Annotated in this window: 15 protein-coding genes, 1 riboswitch and 1 other annotated feature; of the genes, 1 reads left to right on the top strand and 14 read right to left on the bottom strand. The window is 46.2% G+C overall.

Features of this window, described 5'->3' with window-relative positions:
• Positions 1-209: 209 nt before the first annotated feature.
• From ACO53F_RS05380 to ACO53F_RS05320, 13 genes are all read right to left on the bottom strand, one after another.
• On the bottom strand, positions 210-1,691 hold the full coding sequence (locus ACO53F_RS05380; protein WP_485137609.1) for a glycoside hydrolase family 32 protein: 1,482 nt from the start codon (positions 1,689-1,691) through the stop codon (positions 210-212).
• Between the two features lie 15 nt (positions 1,692-1,706).
• Complete coding sequence (locus ACO53F_RS05375) at positions 1,707-2,552, bottom strand: carbohydrate ABC transporter permease (protein WP_485137608.1); 846 nt, start codon at positions 2,550-2,552, stop codon at positions 1,707-1,709.
• Between the two features lies 1 nt (position 2,553).
• Positions 2,554-3,432 carry a carbohydrate ABC transporter permease gene (locus ACO53F_RS05370; protein WP_485137607.1) on the bottom strand — a complete coding sequence of 293 codons (879 nt, stop codon included), beginning with the start codon at positions 3,430-3,432 and terminating at the stop codon, positions 2,554-2,556.
• A 62-nt stretch (positions 3,433-3,494) separates the two neighbouring features.
• The gene (locus tag ACO53F_RS05365) at positions 3,495-4,805 is read right to left on the bottom strand and encodes an ABC transporter substrate-binding protein (protein ID WP_314760132.1); all 1,311 of its coding nucleotides are present in this window, start codon (positions 4,803-4,805) and stop codon (positions 3,495-3,497) included.
• A 156-nt stretch (positions 4,806-4,961) separates the two neighbouring features.
• On the bottom strand, positions 4,962-5,972 hold the full coding sequence (locus ACO53F_RS05360; protein WP_485137606.1) for a LacI family DNA-binding transcriptional regulator: 1,011 nt from the start codon (positions 5,970-5,972) through the stop codon (positions 4,962-4,964).
• A 191-nt stretch (positions 5,973-6,163) separates the two neighbouring features.
• A complete protein-coding gene (locus ACO53F_RS05355) occupies positions 6,164-6,640 on the bottom strand; it encodes a thermonuclease family protein (RefSeq protein WP_298077772.1) in 477 nt (158 codons plus the stop codon).
• 65 nt (positions 6,641-6,705) lie between these two features.
• Positions 6,706-7,443, bottom strand: coding sequence for a thermonuclease family protein (locus ACO53F_RS05350; protein ID WP_485137605.1), 738 nt, complete (start codon positions 7,441-7,443; stop codon positions 6,706-6,708).
• A 183-nt stretch (positions 7,444-7,626) separates the two neighbouring features.
• Positions 7,627-8,394: a TrmH family RNA methyltransferase gene (locus tag ACO53F_RS05345; RefSeq protein WP_485137604.1), complete on the bottom strand. Its 768-nt coding sequence runs from the start codon at positions 8,392-8,394 to the stop codon at positions 7,627-7,629.
• Between the two features lie 8 nt (positions 8,395-8,402).
• A complete protein-coding gene (gene pepV / locus ACO53F_RS05340; protein ID WP_485137603.1) occupies positions 8,403-9,812 on the bottom strand; it encodes a dipeptidase PepV in 1,410 nt (469 codons plus the stop codon).
• Positions 9,813-9,830: 18 nt separating this feature from the next.
• On the bottom strand, positions 9,831-10,562 hold the full coding sequence (locus ACO53F_RS05335; RefSeq protein WP_485137602.1) for a pseudouridine synthase: 732 nt from the start codon (positions 10,560-10,562) through the stop codon (positions 9,831-9,833).
• Positions 10,559-13,915, bottom strand: coding sequence for a putative polysaccharide biosynthesis protein (locus tag ACO53F_RS05330; protein WP_485137601.1), 3,357 nt, complete (start codon positions 13,913-13,915; stop codon positions 10,559-10,561). Before ACO53F_RS05330 ends, ACO53F_RS05335 begins: the two co-directional genes overlap by 4 nt.
• A gap of 13 nt (positions 13,916-13,928) precedes the next feature.
• Positions 13,929-16,337, bottom strand: coding sequence for a leucine--tRNA ligase (leuS, locus tag ACO53F_RS05325; RefSeq protein ID WP_485137600.1), 2,409 nt, complete (start codon positions 16,335-16,337; stop codon positions 13,929-13,931).
• Positions 16,338-16,399: 62 nt separating this feature from the next.
• Positions 16,400-16,601 (bottom strand) — a binding site (T-box leader).
• 29 nt (positions 16,602-16,630) lie between these two features.
• Positions 16,631-18,625: a LysM peptidoglycan-binding domain-containing protein gene (locus tag ACO53F_RS05320; RefSeq protein WP_485137599.1), complete on the bottom strand. Its 1,995-nt coding sequence runs from the start codon at positions 18,623-18,625 to the stop codon at positions 16,631-16,633.
• Between the two features lie 137 nt (positions 18,626-18,762).
• On the opposite strand from ACO53F_RS05320, the gene mnmM reads away from it, so the two are divergent.
• Positions 18,763-19,332, top strand: coding sequence for a tRNA 5-(aminomethyl)-2-thiouridylate-methyltransferase MnmM (gene mnmM, locus ACO53F_RS05315; RefSeq protein WP_485137598.1), 570 nt, complete (start codon positions 18,763-18,765; stop codon positions 19,330-19,332).
• Between the two features lie 41 nt (positions 19,333-19,373).
• On the opposite strand, the gene metK is transcribed toward mnmM, so the two are convergent.
• Positions 19,374-20,555 (bottom strand): methionine adenosyltransferase, encoded by a 1,182-nt coding sequence (metK, locus tag ACO53F_RS05310; RefSeq protein ID WP_485137597.1) that lies wholly within the window; start codon positions 20,553-20,555, stop codon positions 19,374-19,376.
• Positions 20,553-20,641, bottom strand: a riboswitch (SMK box riboswitch). (Overlaps the previous gene by 3 nt.)
• Between the last annotated feature and the right edge of the window lie 33 nt (positions 20,642-20,674).

Genomic DNA, 20,674 nt, shown 5'->3' with positions numbered 1-20,674 from the left:
CTATGGAATTATTATATCACACCTACTCTTAGGTCTGGTTACATTTTGATTACAAGAATAAGGGGGGCCTAAATTGCCTGCTAGCGTCGTAAAAAACAGACGGAATTTGATTCACTCTACCTATGAAGATTTCCCTATTTTTTTGGGGGCCTTCCCTCAAGACATGCAAAAGGCTGGAACTTACACATTTCCAGCCTTTTCTTATAGTTTTATATGAGACTATAGTTGGTCAAATTCTCAACTTTTACTAGCTGACTTGACACTAAGCCTATGCCTGTTCCAAGCCCCTCAGCATAAAAAGTGAAAGACATGACTTGTTTTTTGTTAACAAAAACCTCAATGGACGAAGTGTCGCGAACAATTTCCAGTTCCAGGCGATAAGGGGTATCGCTCCAAATATCAAGCAGACGACTATCTGGATAAGGCTCTTCTTTACCGATAATTTGATGGCCTACCCCATCTCGTTTGACAGTCAAGAGAGCTTGATCTGCTTGCCAAGTTAAGCTGAGGCCTTCCGGATGATCGGGTTTACCACCATAATGCAGTTGGAAGACGGCACCAGGAACGGCTTCTAAATTCAATTTTAAGACTTGTTGGGACTTAACCCAATCGGATAGGTAGAACTCTTGGCCAGGCTCTAATTGTCCTTGCCAGGTCTTATCCTCGCTAAATTGCGCTAGTACAGAGCTTGGAATTGACTGACACAATCGATTATCCATAACTCGCACTTGTCTTGGCAAGCTCATCGCTCCAGCCCAACCATCACCAAGTTCATGAGAAGGAATATTGCGTTGCCACATCTGCATCCAGGCTACCATGATGCGCTCATTTTCTGAGTTCAGACAAGTTTGAGGTGCATAGAAGTCTAAGCCGCCATCGATTTCATGCTGATTTTCTACCTGGAAGCGGCCAGTATTCCAGTCCATTTGACCGATATAGGCCACAGTGGAATTCAGATTCCAATAGGCATTGCCTTCTCGCTCGCGCTCAATAGGTGACATAATGAGTACCCATTTTCCGTCTAGCGGGAAAAGATCTGGACATTCCCACATGACGCCATGTCCGGCCTGCCCTTCAAGTAAAACAGACTTAAAGTCCCAATCAAATCCATTTGCAGATTGGAAGAGTAGGATCTGGCCACGATTATCCACCGTCTTCGAAGCGACGACTGAATAATATCGGCCATCGTGCTTTAAGATTTTAGGGTCCCGGCAATCTGCAATATCCGCAATCCCTTTAATATGGGCATGAGCAATGACTGGATTAGCCTCGTATTTGCGGAAAGTAATCCCATCATTCGACACCGCCAAGCACTGAGTTTGAGTCACCTGGCCAGCTATATCGACATGGCCGGTATACATTAAGACTAGCTGATCCTCAATAACTAAGGCACTGCCAGAGAAACATCCTGATTGATCATATAGCTCACTCGGTGCCAAGGCAACGGGCAGCTCTTCCCAATGAATCAAATCTTTACTGCGTGCGTGCCCCCAATGCATAGGTCCCCAGACACTATCATAGGGATAAAACTGATAGAAGAGATGATAGTAACCTTCGTAATAGATAAAACCATTGGGGTCATTCATCCAGCCTACAGGAGGCATAAGATGATAGCCGTGACGAAAGCGCGGATTTACCTGGGGTGCTTGCTGGGCAATGTAGGAATTTGCCCGTGAGATTTGTTCTTGCATGTGGTCACCTACTTACTATTTAATCCCAGTCCCGGAACCACCCAGGCCTTGAAGAATATATTTTTGAGCTACAATATAGACGAGAATCAGAGGAATCGTTGAGATGGTCAGTACGGCCATCACTTGGTTAATATAAACAGGTTGCGTGGTATTAATGGTCGTAATCGCCACCTGCATTGAAAACTTGGAAGAATCTGTTAAGACCATCAGAGGCCAGATATAGTCGTTCCAGCTAGAGATAAAGGACAGCACGCCGACTGTTGCGATCGCTGGCTTAGACATTGGCAACATGATGCGGAAGAAAATCCGAACAATCCCTGCCCCGTCTATCCGCGCAGACTCAATAATTTCCTCCGGAATGGCGATGAAAAAGTTGCGGAAGAGATAGATATTGAAGACGCTCGCTAGACCTGGAATGATGACCGCCAAACGGCTATTCACGAGTCCTAGGGCATTAATAATGGTGAACTGCGGAATCAACATCATTTCGCCAGGAATAATGAGTAAGGCCAGAAGAAATCCGAAAAGCCACTTCTTACCTGTGAAATTAATACGGGCAAAGGCAAAGCCAGCCAAGGAATTGATTAAGATAGAGCCAGCCGCAAAGGTCACAGCATAGAAAACACTGTTAGCCATATAAGTGACAATACTGAAGCGTTGAAGAACTTCTTCATAAGTCTTAAACCAGTTGGCTGGATTAAGACTTGGTAAAAAGGCTTCCCACCCTCTCAGATTCTTGTAGACATCGGCCTCTGGCTTCATCGAAGACACGACCATCCAAATCATCGGGAAGAGGAAAAGACAGGCCAACAAAATCAGTAGAATATACTCTAACAAGCTACTTGGTTTGAAGCGTTTCATCCTATTCATCCTCCTTCAAGACCCGGCGTTGCACCAGAGAAATAACCCCAATTAAGGTTGTAAAGACGAGGGCAATAGAGCTAGAATAGCCTACCAAACGATCGGTGAAACCCTTACGGTAAATATAATAAACCATAGTAATCGTTGAGTTGGCTGGCCCACCTTGAGTCATAACCATTGGTTGAACGAGTAACTTAAATGCAGAAATTAAGGTCGTCAAGAGCACGAACAAGGCTGTAGGCTTGAGAAGTGGCAAGGTAATGTAACGGAATTGATTCCATTTGCTAATGCCATCGATATCAGCTGCTTCATAGACATCTTGTGGAATATTTTGTAACCCTCCCAAGAATAGGAGCATTTGGTAGCCTGCTCCTTGCCAAGCGGAGACAAAGACAATAGCTAGCATGGCCTGTTTTGGGCTAGTAAGGAAAGGTTGCTTGGCAATCCCTACTTTTTCCAAGATAGCATTCAAAAGACCATTGTTGGGATTCAGGAGGTAGAGCCATAAGATGGAAATAACTACAAGTGACATGACCACTGGCGCGAAGAAGGCAACCTTAAAGAACATATTCCCCTTGCGTTTCTTATTTACAATGAGGGCCATTCCTAACGCTGCACCTAATTGAACTGGAATAATCCAGACTACGAATTGCACTGTATTCCAGAAACTCTTGATAAAGGTTTTATCCTTAGCCAAACGGAAGAAATTATCTAGCCCAATAAATTTACGTTCATCCGGTGCTAACATATAGTAATCCGTAAAAGCGTAATATATCACCATTCCCACTGGGATAATTAGAAAGATAAATAGCAGTATTAAGGCCGGTGACAGAAACCCGTAGCCTAGAAGGTTTTCTTTGAATTTCTTTTTCTTGTTCATGTCAGACTCCTCTTTCTTCAAAGAAGGCAGATAGCCCCTAGCGGAACTACCTGCCCAAGGTCTTATTGATTGAGCGCTTCGTCAATCGCAATTTGCATTTCTTCTGCACGTTGATCCAAGACTTGTTGCACGTCCGGATTTTCTTCATAGTAACTAATATCTTGCATAGCTTGTTGGAAAGCACGAGATACTTGTGGGTAAGCGACCACTACTGGACGAGCGTGGGCGGTCGCAGCATTTTGTTCCATCAAGAAGCGCATTGGCTCAGATACCTTGTCTTTGATATTCGCAATGGTGGTCTTACGGATTGGTAGAACGCTGTTGCCTAGGCTAATGATTTCACTAGACTCGGTGTTGGTTGCAAACTTAATGAATTCAGCTGCCCCTTCTTTTTGTTCTGACTTTTCCGTCACAGCTAATTGCCAGCTACCAGATGGGGAAACTAATTTCTTAGTCGTATTAGATACTGGGTAAGGCAAGATACCATATTCAATGTCTTTATAGTTTTCATTTAAGTCATTAATGGTCCAAGATCCGCTTAAGACCATTGGGTAAACGCCTGTTTCAAAGCCTTTTTCAACTGGGCTAATCGTGGTGTAACCTTCTTTGACTAAATCTTGAATGAATTGAACGGCCTCAACACTTTCCTTACTGTTGAAGTAACCTTGTGCCTTAGTCCCGTCTTCATTCACAACAGTCCCACCATTTGACCAGAGTAATGGCATATATGCATATGGCAGCATTTCGTCCATAGAATTGAGGCGGAAGTCAATTGCTGGTTGTTTGAAGTGGTCTGTCAACTTCTTGCTAATCGCCTTAAATTCGTCCCAGGTCCAAGGTTTTTGAAGGGTTGGAAGTTCTGAATCTTCAATGCCTGCTTCCTTGAACATTTTCTTGTTGTAATAAATCCCAACGTTGGATTCAGAGAAGCCAAAGGCATAGAATTTGCCATCATAGGTCCCTTGTTGCTTGATGGAATCAAGTACATCATCCATATTAGCGTCAGCTAGATAGTCATCCAATGGCGCAATTACCTTAGCTTTAGCATAGGCTGCTGTGTTTGGTCCGTCTAAAGTAATGACATCTGGCAAGGTGTTGGTGGTAATACCCGCGTTGACCTTGTCTTCATAACCACCACCAGAACCACTACGTGGAATGTATTCTGTTGTTACTTGGTACTTTCCATCGTACTTCTTGTTGAAGTTTTCTACGACTTTTGCCCAAGCCTTCCCTTCTGCGGTCTCATCTGAAAATTGTACCCAAACCTTGATGTCTTGGCCGGCAGCATGGGCTACGGGGGTTGGCGCCATTGCTCCTGCTAAGAAGCTCATCGATAAAGTGGTCAGAGCCGATAAGATGAATCCTTTTTTCATGTTGTTTCCTCCTTTTTGAAACGTTTCAATTCTTTTTTTTAAAGTCAAGCCCACGGTAGGATAATGGGTCTAGCTGGGGCTCGGGATTTGAAACGTTTCAATTTATACCTTAATAATAATACCGCTTTCACGGCTTGTCAAGAGATTTTTAGAAATTCAATCCAATTTTTTTCGCGTGGTGCCTCCTTCACGAAAATGTACTGGCAAGATAACGCGATGACTACTAGGTTGAACTTGACCTTTAATCAGGGTCATCAAGAGTTCCACCGCAGCAATGGCCATCTGATCAATAGGCTGGGCAATGGTTGAGAGGAGATAGTCTTGACCTTCTGCCGTCTTCAGTCCATCAAAACCAATCAGCTGATAATCCTCTGGACAAGACTTACCAAATGCCTGCATGACCTTCATCACATGAAGGGCCATAAAATCATTAACGGTAAAGAAACCATCTAATTCGGTATTTTCTTCGACAAAAGCCCGGATAAGTCTTTCCACATCTTCAATAGGTTCTGGCATATCTAGCTTAGCAACGCAGTAACCTTGCTTAGCAGCGTAATCATAGAAACCCGCCTTGCGCAATACTGTCTCATTCTCATGGATATTGGTACCGCCAATATAAGCAAGCTGCTTAGCGCCTCGTTCTAGAAGCTCCTTGGCCGCCAGTTGCCCACCCTCATAGTTTTCTGCGGTGACATAATAGACATTCTCGGAGAAGTGCCGGTCGATGCTAACAAAAGGAAGAGAAGACAAAATATACTTATCGATATCAGAGTAAGTAATGCCAATAATGCCATCCACCTTGTTCTTCTTTAGCATTTCAATGTACTCGATCTCATTACTCGCATCACCATCTGCATTACAAATCAGGAGCTTATAGTGATGCTGCTGCAACTCCTTCTCTACATGATAGGCGAACTGCGAGAAAAATGGATGCCAAATGGTTGGCACAATCAGTGCCACAATATTGCTGCGATTGGTTTTGAGCCCACGGGCATATTCATCGGGCTGATAGTTTAATTCGCGTATTGCCGTCTGGACCTTCTCATAGGTTGAATCCTTAACTCGAAAGCCATTGACCACACGAGAAACCGTCCCTAGACCAACGCCAGCCCGCTCCGCCACATCTTTCATGGTCGCTTTGGCTGAGAATTGATTAGCATCTTTCATAGTATCACCTCTTACTTCTTAATCTTACCATGAAATGTAGCGTTTTCAAGTATCATTCAATTTGTCTTTGAATTTTCGTTAACTTGCCCAAATTCCTATGCAAGACGAAAAGACTGGAAACAAGCTCCAGTCTTTTCCTATAAATTAATTACCAATTAGTTTTTAACTTAAACTCACACGCACTACGCCCATCACCTTTCAGACCCATACAATGACCATAGACCAACTTTAGCTTCTTTGGCTTCTTTTTGCGATGCCTCTAAATAATTCAAATAACGCGTATTAGGTGGGTAAACATAAGCAACTTGAGCTAGACCCTCACTCACTAAGATTTCTTGGACAAGTTGCCCATCAATCCAAACATAAATTAAATCACGTTGATACTTATCTTTGTGCATTCCAATATCATATTCAACTTCAATTTTGTGAGCCTGTTGAAGCAAGTGCTGAAATCTCTGTTTGGCCTCAAGTCCATATGGCTGTTGCCCCAATCGAGGATGATGTAGCTCGGGAGTATCTATCAGTAACAAGCGCGCTTTAATCGACTTACCGGAGCCTAGGTCAAAATAGGCAGTATCTCCGTCGACTACCTGGTATGCATTTACTACTTCAAGTAATTTGGGATTTATTGGCTTAGCCTGTAGGTTAGGTGCAGCTTGAGCTATCACTCCTACTGGTCGGCCACCTAAACAGATAGTCACTAATGCTAATAGAAGTATAAACAGTGCCCGTCTCATCGTTCACAACCGATACCGTCTCCATCACGATCAAACTTCGGATCCCATCCTGGATCACCTGGCCGGATAGGTGCAGCACCAGCAGCCTTGACTTCCTTACAGTTCTTATAGAAAACTGAAGGCTGAGTAGGAGCAGAAGCCGGCGCTTGAGCCTGACTAGCACTCAAGTCCTTGCGAACTGGATCATCGGAAAACACCCCGCTCTGAGACCAGATTTTGCTACTGGATTGCTTGGCATAGTCTTCAGATTCCCGCATGACTTTAAGGTAAGGTTCATCCGCTGACTGAATATAGTCCACTCGCGCTAATCCTTCCGTAACTAGAGCTTCCTGAAGCAAAACATCATCCGCCCATAGAAAGAGTGTGGCTTTACCGTCAATTTTTTGTTCTGCTCCTCCCGACTCTTCTACATTGAGTGTGTCAGCCTCCTCAAGCAAACTGTTTAGGCGTTCTTTTGCTTCTTTGGCGAAAGGTTTATTGCCTTTCATTTCGGGCGCATTGACCATAGCTAAATGTGCTTCATAGCTTGAATCATCTGGTAGAGTTACCTTGATTAAGTCACCTTCTAAGGCCTCAATAGACTTTACTTTGGTGACTTTTCTGTCTCCCGTTTGCTGAGCCAAAACTTTATAGCCCAAACTATCTTGACTAACCTTAGCGGATATATCTGCACTTAGAGTGCTACCGGCGCATAACAATAGAAACGATGCGCTAATATAGACTGACTTTTTCATTGCACACACTTCCCTCTTTTTTTTCACGCAACACAGAATAATTTCTACTATTAAATAGTATAATCATCCACAAACATTATTCTAACACTCTCCACTTTATCTGCAATAGGCATCATTAAAAACAACAAAACAGATAAGTTTTACCCTAGTTTTTACTCAAAAAAAGCAGGCCTAGGCCTGCTTTTACGCTTGAAAATAAAACATTAGAATGCCACCAGCAACTGCCACATTGAGTGACTCAGCCTGTCCTGGCATAGGAATGTAGATGGTCTGGTCAGCTACTTGAATAACCTCTTCCGAGACCCCTTGACCCTCATTGCCCAGCACTAAGGCTAGCGCCTGATCAGTCGGCACATGAGTATAGGCTTTGGCCTCTTGGTGCAGGGCCGTAACCAACCAAGGAATGCCAGCGGCTTCAAAGGCTGGACGGGCTTCCTGTAAGAGGTCCAAACTGACGACCTCCAGGTGCCAAAGTGAACCTTGGCTCGCTCTTAGGACTTTGTCATTGTAGACATCTACTGTGCCTTTGCCTAGAATGACCCCATCATAAGCTGCTGCATCTGCTGTTCGAATCAGAGTTCCCAAGTTACCTGGATCTTGTACCGCATCCAAAATTAGATAACGTTGGCCAGAAGGTTGCCAACCAAGGGGCGATGACGGTAAGTCGATAATCGCCATAATTCCTTGAGGCGTAGGCGTCTCGCTCAGGTCCTTCAAGAGCTCAGGACTAACCAAAAGAAGTGGCAGACTAAGGGCCTGATTGGGTAACTGGCTCAAATCATAATCCGGTGTAGCCACCAAATGACGGACATTTTGACCTGACTTAAGGGCCTCTTCTACCAGATGAGTCCCCTCAATCAGGTACTGCCCCGCCTTCTGGCGCCCCTTGGCAGTAGCTAGTTTCTTCCAGGCCTTAATCTTAGGATTTTGCTTGGATTGAATAATTTCCATGGCAAGACCTAGCGTGTAATACGGTAGATAGCTTCAGCATAAATCGCTGTTGCCTTAAGTAAATCATCAATCGCGATAAATTCGTTGGCTTGGTGCATCGTGTCAATCGAATCTGGGAACAAAGCACCGTAGGCTACCCCACGTGGCATCAGACGGCCATAGGTCCCGCCACCGATGGTCATTTCGTGTCCTTCAAGGCCGGTTTGCTCTTCATAGACTGCTAGCAATTCCTTAACCATTGGGTCATCAACTGACACATAGTGTGGCTCCTTGAACTCGCCCCACTCAATACTTAAGTCATGGCCAGCCAAACGTTGAGCAGTTTGAGCGGCCATTTTTTCTGGATCAGTGCCTTTTGGATAACGGAAGTTGGCTACAATGTTACCACCTTTGTCATCTCGGTAGTTAATCAAGCCCACGTTCATGGTCAATTCTTGCATGACGGGATCACGGTGAGCCACACCTAAGTTAACCCCTTCAAAGTCTTGGTGCAGATGGTCCGCTAAAAGATGAAGGAAGCTCTCTGCACCTGCTTGATCAAATTCAAAACGGTGTAGGTACTTAGCCAAGAAGGTTGCCGCATTGACCCCTTTGCTTGGTGTCGAACCGTGGGCTGCCTTCCCTATCAAGGAGAAGGTCGCTTGATTGCCTTGCAATTGCACTTGGCCACCTAATTGATGTTCTATAAGGAAGGACTCAAAGTCCACCACTAGCTCGGCTAAATTAGCACTTTCAACTACAGCCGTCGCATCTTGAGGCACCATGTTTTCACGCAAGCCTGCTTCAAAGCTAACTAAGTGGTTAGCTCCAGCCGCCTTAGCCCCAGCTTGGAAGTTAAAAGTCGCTGACACGTTACCTTTCTCCCCGTTAATGATTGGGAAAATGGCATCTGGTGAGAAACCATAGTCCGGCATTTCAGCATGCTTGAAGTAGTAATCCATACATTGCCAGCCACTCTCTTCGTCGGTCCCGACAATTAAGTGGAGACGTTGGTTAAGTTCTAACCCTAATTCACGTAAGAGTTTGAGTGCGAAGTAAGCTGCCACTGTTGGCCCCTTGTCATCGCTAGAGCCACGGGCATAGATACGGCCATCTTTTACTACTGGTTCAAAAGGATCGGTATCCCAGCCAGTTCCTACTGGCACCACATCGACGTGGCCCAGAATACCAACCAGTTGATCACCAGATCCGACTTCCACACGGCCAGCCCAAGGGCCGAATTGCTTAGTCTCAAAGCCATCTTCTTGTGCCATGTTCAAAAACTCTTCTAAGGCCGCCTTAGGTCCAGGACCTACTGGCGCCTCTGGCGTTGCCTTATCGTCTTCACGAACAGATGGCACCTTCAATAAACGGAATAAATCTGCGAAGAGCGCCTCTTTACGCGCTTCGACTTCTTGTAACCAATTAATCTTTGTCATAGTCTACCTCCTAATTACTTATTCTGCCACATAGCCATACGGCTCAAGAGCTTGCGCCTCTTGCTCAGTCAAAGAGCGCCACTGGCCAATGGCTAAATCTGAATCTAAGCGCAAGGGCCCCATAGCCAAACGGTGGAGGCTCAGAACCTCCTTGCCGACGGCTTGGAACATGCGCTTCACTTGATGGAATTTACCTTCCTGGATAATGACTTGAATTTGGCTAGTCGATTGATCCACATCTTGACTTAAAACGGTCAAGTCTGCAGGCAAACTGATAAAATCGCCCAAGTCCAAGCCCTCTGCGAAGGCCGCAATGTCCGTCTCGCCCACCAAACCTCGGATGGTGGCGGTGTAAGTTTTATTAACTTTCTTCTTAGGCGATAGGAGTTGGTGAGCTAGCTGTCCATTATTGGTAAGCAACAAAAGCCCCGTTGTATCAATATCCAAACGTCCCACAGGGAAGAGGTCCAGATGCTGGTAGCCCTCCCCTAGCCAGTCAATCACGGTCTGATGGCGCGCATCTTCTGTGGCAGACAAAATACCCGCCGGTTTGTTAAGTAAATAATAGTGATATCGCTGATAGGGGACCACTTGGCCCCCTACAGCAACGCGGTCGCTGCCGGGCGACACTTGCGTGCCACCCTTGCTGCAAACCAGATCATTTATGGTGACGATTTTTTGGGCTAGCAGTTGCTTAATGTCTTTCCGACTGCCCCAGCCCGTATCCGCCAAATATTTCTCAATTCTCATGAGAAGAACCTCATCTTATCTTGCAGGTCTTTTTTACGCGAACCGAAGAGGATTGGTAAGAGACCAAATAAGGCCATTACTGTCATGTAGACGAAGACACCTACCAAGACAACCAAGATTACCTTGACGAAAGTCATGCCTCGTCCAACTGGCCCCATGAGGCCGTTCAAGACTTGGGCCCAGATGCTGGTGCTAACGCCCATCAGCGCTGTCCCGACTAGCATCTTAACAAGTTTTGGTGTCATCTCGCTATAGCGTAAAGGTACCGACTTGTGAATGGTCCGCCACATGAGCAAGGAAGATACCAAGAAGGCAAGGCCTGTCGATAGGAAAGTCCCTTGTGCTTGGAAGAGAGCCACAAGTGGGAATTGCAGAACAACTTTGACGACTAAACCAATCAAGAGATGCCAGATGGAGAGACGGCGGAAGTTCATGGCCTGCAGAATAGTCGATAGAATGGTGTAGAGCCCCAAGATAATCGACATGTAGGAGGCCGTCACCAGGAGGCCTGGCCCTGAATGACTCCCATTAGCATAGAAGAGTTGGTAAACTTCAGTAGGAATGCTTGCCATACCAACTGCGGCTGGCAACATCACAAAGCTGAAGAGCAAGATAACGTGCTGAATTAAGTCACCCGTTCCTTCCTTGTCCTGCTCGGCAAAACGTTTGGTGATAGCCGGCAGAGAAGACAGGGAAATCCCAATGGCCAAGGAGATGATAATCATAATCAGCTTGTTAACGTCTAGACTTAGCACCCCATAGAGTTCCGCGATTTCGCTACGCAAGAGACTAGAAGTGTAGCCCATAATCTGGCCGAAGGTATAGGTATCGATGTTTTGTGCGATAATAATACCAGATCCCACCAGGATGAAAGGAACAGAGTCTATAAGCATAATCCGCAGGGTCTTCATTAAATCGAATTCATCACGGGATTGATCCGTCGCGATTAAAGCCTTAATCATCGGAAGGCGACGAAGATAGACGAAAATCAAGTAGACCAGTGACACCGCCGCCCCGATAAAGGCTGCAAAAGTCGAATGGATAACCGCTGTTGTCGCTGCCCCATTGAAGAGCTTCATGACAGCATAAGTCGCTGCCAACATATAGAAGACGCGAGCAATTTGTTCCAGAATTTGGGATACTGCCGTTGGCACCATGTTATTGTAGCCTTGGAAATAGCCCCGCAAGAGACTCATGACTGGCAAGATAACTAGCGGTGGTACTAAGGAACGAATAACCAAAGTGGCTGCAGCATGGTCAATGGTTGGAGTCGCTGCCGCTAAGGCTGGCGCTACGAAGAAGAGCGCTGTAGCCGTAACCAAGCCCATCAAACTCATGACAATCATACTTGCCTTAAAGAGTTGGTCTGCAAAACGGTATTGCTTTTTGGAGTGATAGTAGGCCATCTGTTTGGCAATGGCACTTGGGAAACCTGCCGTCCCAATAGCTAGGAAAAGCGCATAAGGCTGATAACCCGCGCTATAGAGGGTATTGGCATTGAGGTAGTCAGCCCCTAGCCAAGCCGCCCAAGGAATGACATAGATGGCACCCAAAATCCGGGAGAAGATATTCCCGAAAGTCAGCCAAGTCGCCCCTTTAACGATAGTTTGCTTCTCATTAAGTTCCGCCTCAATGGTGACGTCATCTTCATTCAGGTATTCTTCTAGGACCTGGTCCGTCAGAATAGGCTCCGTAAAGACCTGAGTAGCCTGGCTAACCTGGTCACTGTAGGCCTGAATGGCCTCTGGCGTAATCGCCTGGGTGTCCGTTAAGTCAAAGGCTAGTTGTTGGCCTAGAGATGAACTTTCAGGACTGGCGGTCTGAGGTCTTTCCGTCGGACGCGCCGCTTGAGGCTCCGGGTGGCCGGCCACCGCCTCATCTTCTAGCTCCAAATCAAAATCTGAACTAAGGGAGGTATCAGAGTCAGTTTCAAGTTCTGAGGCATCATGTTCAGCCTCTGGCTCTACTTCTTGCTCCCGAGCTGTTAGACTGGCACCACCTTGACTATCATCTTCATCATGGTCAGAATCTGACTCATCAGAAGCTTGACTTGTTTGGGAATCCTCCTGAGTAGTTGCTTCTGGCTCGGACTCATCTTCTTCCTTAGGTTCGCCTTCTTGAATCCAACGTACTAGACGTTGCCAAAGGTTAAGTTTTGGCTCAGCTGCTTCCTCTTCTTGAGGCTCTTGCTCAATCACTTGATCTGAGACTAAGCTTTCATCAGCTACTGGCTCGGAGTTAACTTCTGCCTCAGCATCTTGCTCCTCTATATCTAAGACAGATACTGGCGTCCATTGATTGTCATCGTCACTCTTGTCCTCTTGTAAAACTGACTCAGCTTCTTCTTCCAATTCAACAGGCGCTAGCAAATCAGGCTCTGCACCTTCTTCCAGCTCCTCTTGGACTTGCTCTATTTTGTCTTCTTGACTTGGCGCTGAACTTTCAGTTCCTTCAGAAGTCTCAACACTATCCAAGTTTGCTTCAACTTGCTCAGTAAGTTCAACTTCTGCCTCAGCTAATTCAACTTTTGCATCAGTCAGCTCAAGTTCTGGCTCTGCTTGACTTTCAGTCGGAGCAAACTCGTCATTAACTTCCGCCACTACAGACTCTTCAGCTAATTTATCTTCTGGAGCAGCTGCCTCTTCCTTAGGTTTGAGGCTATTGACTCTTTGCGTGATGCCTTGCCACCAGTTTTGCATCAGCCGCTCAATCTTGGTTGGGGTCAATTCTGGTGCCCCAAATTGGTCATAAGCGTCCAAATCGTCTAAGTGATCTAAGCTATAGTGAGCTTCATAGACAGCGTCTAAATCTAAGCGAGGTAGCTTAAGCGATTTTGATGCTTTGGCTTCTGTCGGCTGAGGTTTCGGATGTTTTGGACGATAGATAAAAGGATTGTAGTTTGGATCGTCTTGTCCTTCTAAATCAAGATTGCTTACTGAGCTGCTTTCAGCTCTCTCTAGCTCTAACTCTGGAAGATCAGCATCTAGCTGGCCTTGTTCTTCCTCAACTTCAGCTTGCTCCGTTGACTCAGCCTCTTCCTCCCAGGCTAGTAAGTCATTGACTACCCAGTCTGCCTTATCCTTTGCTGGTTTACTAGGAGTTGGCTCGGCATCTGCTTGGAAGATGGGGTCTACATCAAATTGATCATCGTCTAATTCTAGGTCCAAGTCTGCCGGCAGATTAAGGTTAAAGTAATCGCCATCTTCTGGTTGCACATTAGGCCGACGTAGTTTCTTCATGTCTTCTTTGGAAAAGATGACGGTCTCATGCAAGTTTTGTTCTTCGGCCAACAAAGCCTGTAAATCCGGGCTTGGTGTGCCGCGCTCTAAATCGCGCTTGTCTCTTTCTGTCATCTGCATCGTCTCCTTAATTTGCTACGATATTGACTAATCGGTTAGGAATTGCTACCACTTTGCGTAGGGTCTTGCCTTTAAGTTGTGCTTGAATCTCTGGCAAGTTAAGAGCTAAATCACCTAAAGCATCTGCTGCCATATTGGCTTCTACCATGACCTTAGCCTTAATCTTACCATTAATTTGAACTACAACTTCTACCTGATCTTCAATGGTCAAAGCTTCCTCATAGCTTGGCCAAGCGACATGCGAAATGCTGTCTTGGTGACCTAGCTTTTGCCAGATTTCCTCACTAATATGTGGAGCCAATGGCGCCAACAATTGAATCAGGCCTTTAGCATAAGCTTTTGGAATGATGGCCTGGTCTTTCGTAGCATTGAGGAAAATCATCATTTGTGAAATTGCGGTATTGAAGTGGAGGATTTCATAGTCTTCCGTTACCTTCTTGACTGTTTGATGGTAGACACGTTCTAGGGCAGGGTTTTCAGCATCTTGGATTCGCTCACTGAGGCTACCGTCCTCTGCCACATAGAGACGCCAGATTCGATCAAGGAAGCGACGAGTTGATTCCAAACCATTCTCACTCCAAGCAATAGAGGCATCCAATGGTCCCATGAACATTTCGTAGACTCGTAGGGTATCTGCACCGTATTGTTCTACCACATGGTCTGGATTGACAACATTGCCCTTGGACTTGGACATTTTGTTGCCGTCCGTCCCCAAAATCATGCCTTGGTTGAAGAGCTTCATGAATGGTTCCTTAGTTGGTACCACACCTAAGTCGTAGAGGAATTTATGCCAGAAACGGGCGTAAAGCAAGTGCAAGACAGCGTGTTCCGCCCCCCCAATATAGAGGTCAACTGGCAACCATTTGGCTAACTTGTCTGGATCTGCTAGGCGCTCTGAGTTCTGTGGGTCGATATAACGGAGATAGTACCAAGAACTACCCGCCCATTGTGGCATGGTGTTAGTCTCACGGCGACCTTTACGGCCTGTCTCTGGATCCACTACGTTGACCCAATCTTCAATAGCAGCCAATGGTGATTCGCCCGTACCACTTGGTTGAATCTTATCGGTTACTGGCAGACGAAGTGGTAATTGATCCTCAGGCACTAGACTCATGCTGCCGTCTTCCCAATGAATCACTGGGATAGGCTCGCCCCAATAACGTTGACGTGAGAAGAGCCAGTCACGTAGACGATAGTTGACTTGTCGTTGGCCTTTACCCTTTGCTTCTAACCAATCAATCATGGTCGTAATAGCCTCCGCATTATGGAGACCGTTTAAGAAGTCAGAATGAATGTGTGGCCCGTCGCCTTCATAGCAACCAGACTCATTATGTTCAATTACGGACACAATCGGCAAATCGTACTTGCTAGCAAATTCGAAGTCCCGTTCGTCGTGGGCTGGTACCCCCATGACCGCCCCGGTCCCATAAGAAGCCAAGACATAGTCCGCAATCCAAATTGGTAAGGATTCACCAGTTACAGGATGTTTAACATAGCCCCCGGTGAAGACGCCAGATTTGTCTTTATTAAGAGAGGTCCGATCCATGTCGCTCTTAGTTGCCACTGCGTCAACATAGGCTTTTACAGCGGCTTCCTGTTCAGGGCTGGTGACTTTCGCCACTAACTCATGTTCAGGCGCCAAGACCACATATGTAGACCCGAAAAGGGTATCTGCGCGTGAGGTAAAGACTTGCACTTGATCAGGGTGCCCCACAATATCAAAGTTAATCAAAGCCCCTTCAGATTTACCAATCCAATTACGTTGCATCTCCTTAAGACTTTCAGGCCAGTCTAGAAGATCCAAATCTTCTAGTAGACGCTCTGCATAGGCTGTAATCTTGAGCATCCATTGTTTCATTGGCTTACGGTAAACAGGATGGCCCCCACGCTCGGATTTACCATCAATGACTTCTTCGTTAGCCAAGACGGTCCCTAAGGCGGGACACCAGTTAACGGCTACTTCTGCTTCATAGGCCAAGCCTTTTTCGTACATTTTGGAGAAAATCCATTGAGTCCATTTATAATAGTTAGGATCGGTTGTATTGACTTCCCGCCCCCAGTCATAGCTGAAACCAAGTGAATTGATTTGACGGCGGAAAGTTTCGATATTGGCAGCAGTAAAATCAGCTGGGTCATTCCCCGTATCCAAAGCGTATTGTTCAGCAGGCAAGCCAAAAGCATCCCAACCCATTGGATGCAAGACATCATAGCCTTGTGCCCGTTTCATACGAGCCACGGCATCGGTTGCTGTATAGCCTTCTGGGTGTCCTACGTGCAAGCCCTGACCTGATGGATAAGGGAACATATCTAACGCATAGAACTTAGGATGCCCAGGACGCTCCTGAGTTTTAAAGGTTTGGTTTTGGCGCCAATAGTTTTGCCATTTTTCTTCGATTGCTTTGTGATTATAGGTCATCACATAACCTCCTTGCATTTCTGATAAAAAAAGCCCTACATAAACCGTGTTAAACACAGTTCACATAGGGCGAAATTTTCGCGGTACCACCTAATTTAAGCTAGAATAGCTTATCTCTAGCCTTAACGCGGCGGACGTCTAGTCTTACTGAAAATTCAGACTAGCTTCAATTGGATGAGTTCAGTAGCACTCCCGGCTTATTTCCACCACCCATAAGCTCTCTATAGCAGTTGTACCGCCTACTAATTCCAATATTGAATTACTATTGAGTCTAGTATATCAAATACTAACGACTAGTTCAATGAGATGACTTGACCTACTTGGATGAAATGGGAGCCCCCATTGTTAGCGATCAATTTGTAAACATCTACCCCATTACGACGAGCGATTGAGTACAAGGTGTCACCGGCTTGGACTGTATATGAACCGCCACTTGCTTGGCTAGCGTTGTTTGCAGCCGAAGCTGGTGTTTCAGTAGCCGCTGGTGCTGGGCTCTCTGCAGGAGCTGGTGTTTGGGTAACTGGTGCAGGAGTTGGGGCTGGTGTTTCAGCAGCGGCGCCACCACCTGGTACCTTGATACTTTGACCTGGGTACAAGAAGTAGTTTGAGGTCCCGTTCAAGCGTTGGAGTTCTGAAATTGAAATTCCATACTTGTTAGCAATACGCCAGTAGCTGTCACCGGCTTGAACTGTATAGTTGCCACCGCCTGTGCTTGGCGCTGGGGCTGGTGTTTCAGCAGGTGCTGATGTTGTGCTTGCAGTGGTTGCTGCAGGAGCAGGGGTCGCATTTGCTGAACCAGAGCCTGGCACTTTAATGCTTTGGCCTGGGTACAAGAAGTAGTTTGAAGTCCCATTCAAGCGTTGGAGTTCTGAAATCGAAATCCCGTACTTGTTAGCAATACGCCAGTAGCTGTCACCGGCTTGGACTGTGTATGAACCGCCCGCTGCTGGTGCTGCGCTTGTTGTGCTAGTTGAAGTAGAAGTGCCGTTTGATGAAGCACTTGCGCTTGAAGATGACCCTGAACCTGGCACCTTGAGGCTTTGACCTGGGTAGAGGTTGTAGTCAGATGTGCCGTTCAAACGTTGGAGTTCTGAGATAGAAATCCCGTACTTGTTGGCAATACGCCAGTAGCTGTCACCGGCTTGGACTGTGTATGAACCGCCTGCTGCTGGTGCTGCACTTGTTGTGCTAGTTGAAGTAGAAGAGCCATTTGATGAAGCTGACGCATTAGTCCCTGAACCTGGCACCTTAATACTTTGGCCTGGATGGAGCGTGTAGTCAGATGTACCGTTCAAGCGTTGGAGTTCTTGAATAGAAATCCCATACTTGTTGGCAATACGCCAGTAGCTATCGCCTGCTTGAACTGTATAGTTGCCGCCTGCTGAACTAGTGCTTGCTGAGCTAGTAGAGCTTGAAGCAGAAGAGGCAGAACCACTTGTAGTTGAAGCTGAACCTGGTACTACCAAGCTTTGACCCGGATAGAGGAAGTAACTTGAGGTACCGTTCAAGCGTTGCAATTCTTCAATTGAAATGCCGTACTTGTTAGCAATACGCCAGTAGCTATCGCCTGCTTGAACCGTATAAGAACCGCCACCAGTCGCTTGAGCTTGTGGACGAGCTGGGCTAGCAGTGCTAGAACCACCCGCATCATATTGAGTCAAGCCATAGGTTTGAATTAATTGGTTGAGCTTAGACGCATAACGAGTATCTGTCGCATAACGACCCGTTAAGTGTTGTGTTGCGTCTTGATAAGAGTTGGTTGCACTCACGCGCGCCCCATAATAGTATTTGTAGCGCCAACTGTTAGGATTGTTATCCCCAGTTAAGAGCGAAGCATAGTCATTCAGAGATTCACCGTAGTTATTATACTTACGGAAAGGTTCCTTAGCAGCATAGTAGTTACCACTACCGTCATCTTCTAAGGTGTCCATACGAACGGAATTACCGTTGTAGTCACCCTTGATCCCGAATAAGTTATAGTTAGGTGCTGATGCTAATCCACTTTGGCCCCAACCTGATTCTAAGATTGCTTGCGCGATCATTACAGAGGCATACAAGTCATTATTCTTAGCGATATCCCGTGCATACCCTCCAATAGTTGATAAGAAGTTTTGTTGGGTAGCTGTTTGAGCTTGTACGGTCACCTTTGGTGCAGTGAGCGTGCTTAAAGTAGATGCAGATGCGAATAAGACTAAGCCTGCATTAACCACTTTGGCAATTTTCTTATTTGATTCGTGGCGCTGTGCTTGTTTACGACGATTAATCACCGCTTGACGCGTTAATTTCACGTATATTCCCCCATTCTGCCATTTTATGATACAATACCATTATATAGAAAGCCTCTCGCTAAAAAAAGGGGCCTAGCCCCCTTTTCGTTTACTTTTAACGATTGTGTAACTTTCACGTAATACAAAGGAGTTTGTCTATGCAACGCGCTCTACACTACAGTCACACCCTCTTAGCCGCCTTAATCCAACGTTTTCCAGATGGTGTTTATATTGATGGCACTCTAGGCAAAGGACACGACACGGCCTTCATTCTCAGCCAACCAGGCTTTTGTGGCCAGGTCATGGGCTTTGATATCCAAAATCAGGCCTTGGCTTGGACTCAGGAACGACTGGCTGATATTCCAAATCGGGAGTCTGCCCAGCTTTTTCTGGCTTCTCACGACCAAATCCATACACTTTTAGCTGAGGTCGCCCAATTCAGTGGTGCCATTTATAATCTGGGTTATCTTCCAGGTGGCGACCACCAAATTACAACCCAAGAGACTTCAACCCTGGCCTCTTTAGACCAGGTTCGAGCCAAACTTCGGGTTGGTGGGCAAATTATCTTGGTGATTTACAGTGGTCATCCTGAAGGTGCCAAGGAAAAGGATGCCCTCTTCCAAGCCTTAGCCAGCTGGCCCCAAGAAGAATTCCAAGTCCTTCACTATGGCTTCATCAACCAACGGAATAATCCACCACAACTCCTCATCATCGAACGTATCAAGTAAGTAAAAAAGCTGAGACCTAAATCTCAGCTTTTCATTTTGTCTTATTCAGCAATCACGGCTTTAAGTTCATCCACTTTATTGACTTGCTCCCATGGTAAGACCACGTCTTGACGACCAAAGTGACCATAGGCTGCAGTCTGCTTATAGATTGGGCGACGCAAAGCCAAGGTGCGGATAATCCCATCTGGTGTTAAATCAAAGAGTTGACGCACTGCTTGAACTAAGCGACTCTCAGAAACGATGCCAGTTTCAAAGGTTTCAATCCGAATAGAAACGGGTTGCGCGACCCCAATTGCATATGCTAATTGTACTTCACAACGCTTAGCTAAGCCGGCTGCCACGATATTCTTGGCAATGTAGCGAGCCATGTAGCTAGCTGACCGGTCCACTTTAGTCGCATCCTTACCAGAGAAGGCACCGCCACCGTGGCGAGCATAGCCCCCATAGGTGTCGACAATAATCTTACGGCCTGTCAAACCGGAGTCTCCTTTAGGCCCACCGATGACAAAACGACCGGTTGGATTGATTAAGAAGCGGGTTTGATCATCTAATAAATGTGCCGGAATCACAGGCTTCACTACATGTTCAATCACGTCTTGACGCACAGTTTCCAAGGTTGCTTCAGGGGCATGCTGAGTCGAAATGACGACTGTATCCACCCGTAGGGCTTGACCGTCTTCTCCGTACTCAACGGTTACTTGGGACTTACCATCTGGTCTCAGGTAAGCCAATTGACCAGACTTGCGCACCTCACTCAGACGTTTAGCTAGGCGATGGCTAAGCGCGATTGGCAATGGCATGAATTCTTCCGTTTCATCACAGGCATAACCGAACATGAGCCCTTGGTCACCTGCCCCAATCAATTGATCGGTTGCTTCGTCCCGGGTTTCAATGGCCGCATCTACCCCCTGGGCAATATCAGGCGATTGTTCGTCAAGCGCGACCAAGACGGCCACATTATCGCCATCAAAGCCATAATCACTTGAATCATAGCCAATTCCCTTAATCGTTTCGCGTACAATTTGTTGGATATCGACATAGGCAGTCGTGCTGACTTCCCCGAAGACCAATACCAAACCGGTGTTGACCGCGGTCTCGCAGGCCACCCGGGCTAGTGGGTCTTGTGTCAGGATGGCATCTAAGATGGCATCACTAATTTGATCGGCAACTTTATCTGGGTGTCCTTCCGTCACCGATTCAGATGTAAACAACTTTCTTTCCATAGTAATTTCCCCCATTTTGTAGATTGGTTACAAGGCAACTTCATTAAGAAAATGAATCCCATCGGGAATTTATTGTTGTAACTGACTCCATTATACATTAGTATAGTAGATATAGATAG

This window comes from Abiotrophia sp., from assembly GCF_057275535.1.
This window is presented reverse-complemented; position numbering and strand designations above follow the sequence as displayed.

Excerpts from the sequence above, each read along its gene's own strand:
- ACO53F_RS05380 (WP_485137609.1), bottom strand. The coding sequence starts at position 1,691 with ATGCAAGAACAAATCTCACGGGCAAATTCCTACATTGCCCAGCAAGCA.
- ACO53F_RS05375 (WP_485137608.1), bottom strand. The coding sequence starts at position 2,552 with ATGAAACGCTTCAAACCAAGTAGCTTGTTAGAGTATATTCTACTGATT.
- ACO53F_RS05370 (WP_485137607.1), bottom strand. The coding sequence starts at position 3,432 with ATGAACAAGAAAAAGAAATTCAAAGAAAACCTTCTAGGCTACGGGTTT.
- ACO53F_RS05365 (WP_314760132.1), bottom strand. The coding sequence starts at position 4,805 with ATGAAAAAAGGATTCATCTTATCGGCTCTGACCACTTTATCGATGAGC.
- ACO53F_RS05360 (WP_485137606.1), bottom strand. The coding sequence starts at position 5,972 with ATGAAAGATGCTAATCAATTCTCAGCCAAAGCGACCATGAAAGATGTG.
- ACO53F_RS05350 (WP_485137605.1), bottom strand. The coding sequence starts at position 7,443 with ATGAAAAAGTCAGTCTATATTAGCGCATCGTTTCTATTGTTATGCGCC.
- ACO53F_RS05345 (WP_485137604.1), bottom strand. The coding sequence starts at position 8,394 with ATGGAAATTATTCAATCCAAGCAAAATCCTAAGATTAAGGCCTGGAAG.
- pepV (WP_485137603.1), bottom strand. The coding sequence starts at position 9,812 with ATGACAAAGATTAATTGGTTACAAGAAGTCGAAGCGCGTAAAGAGGCG.
- ACO53F_RS05335 (WP_485137602.1), bottom strand. The coding sequence starts at position 10,562 with ATGAGAATTGAGAAATATTTGGCGGATACGGGCTGGGGCAGTCGGAAA.
- ACO53F_RS05330 (WP_485137601.1), bottom strand. The coding sequence starts at position 13,915 with ATGACAGAAAGAGACAAGCGCGATTTAGAGCGCGGCACACCAAGCCCG.
- leuS (WP_485137600.1), bottom strand. The coding sequence starts at position 16,337 with ATGACCTATAATCACAAAGCAATCGAAGAAAAATGGCAAAACTATTGG.
- mnmM (WP_485137598.1), top strand. The coding sequence starts at position 18,763 with ATGCAACGCGCTCTACACTACAGTCACACCCTCTTAGCCGCCTTAATC.
- metK (WP_485137597.1), bottom strand. The coding sequence starts at position 20,555 with ATGGAAAGAAAGTTGTTTACATCTGAATCGGTGACGGAAGGACACCCA.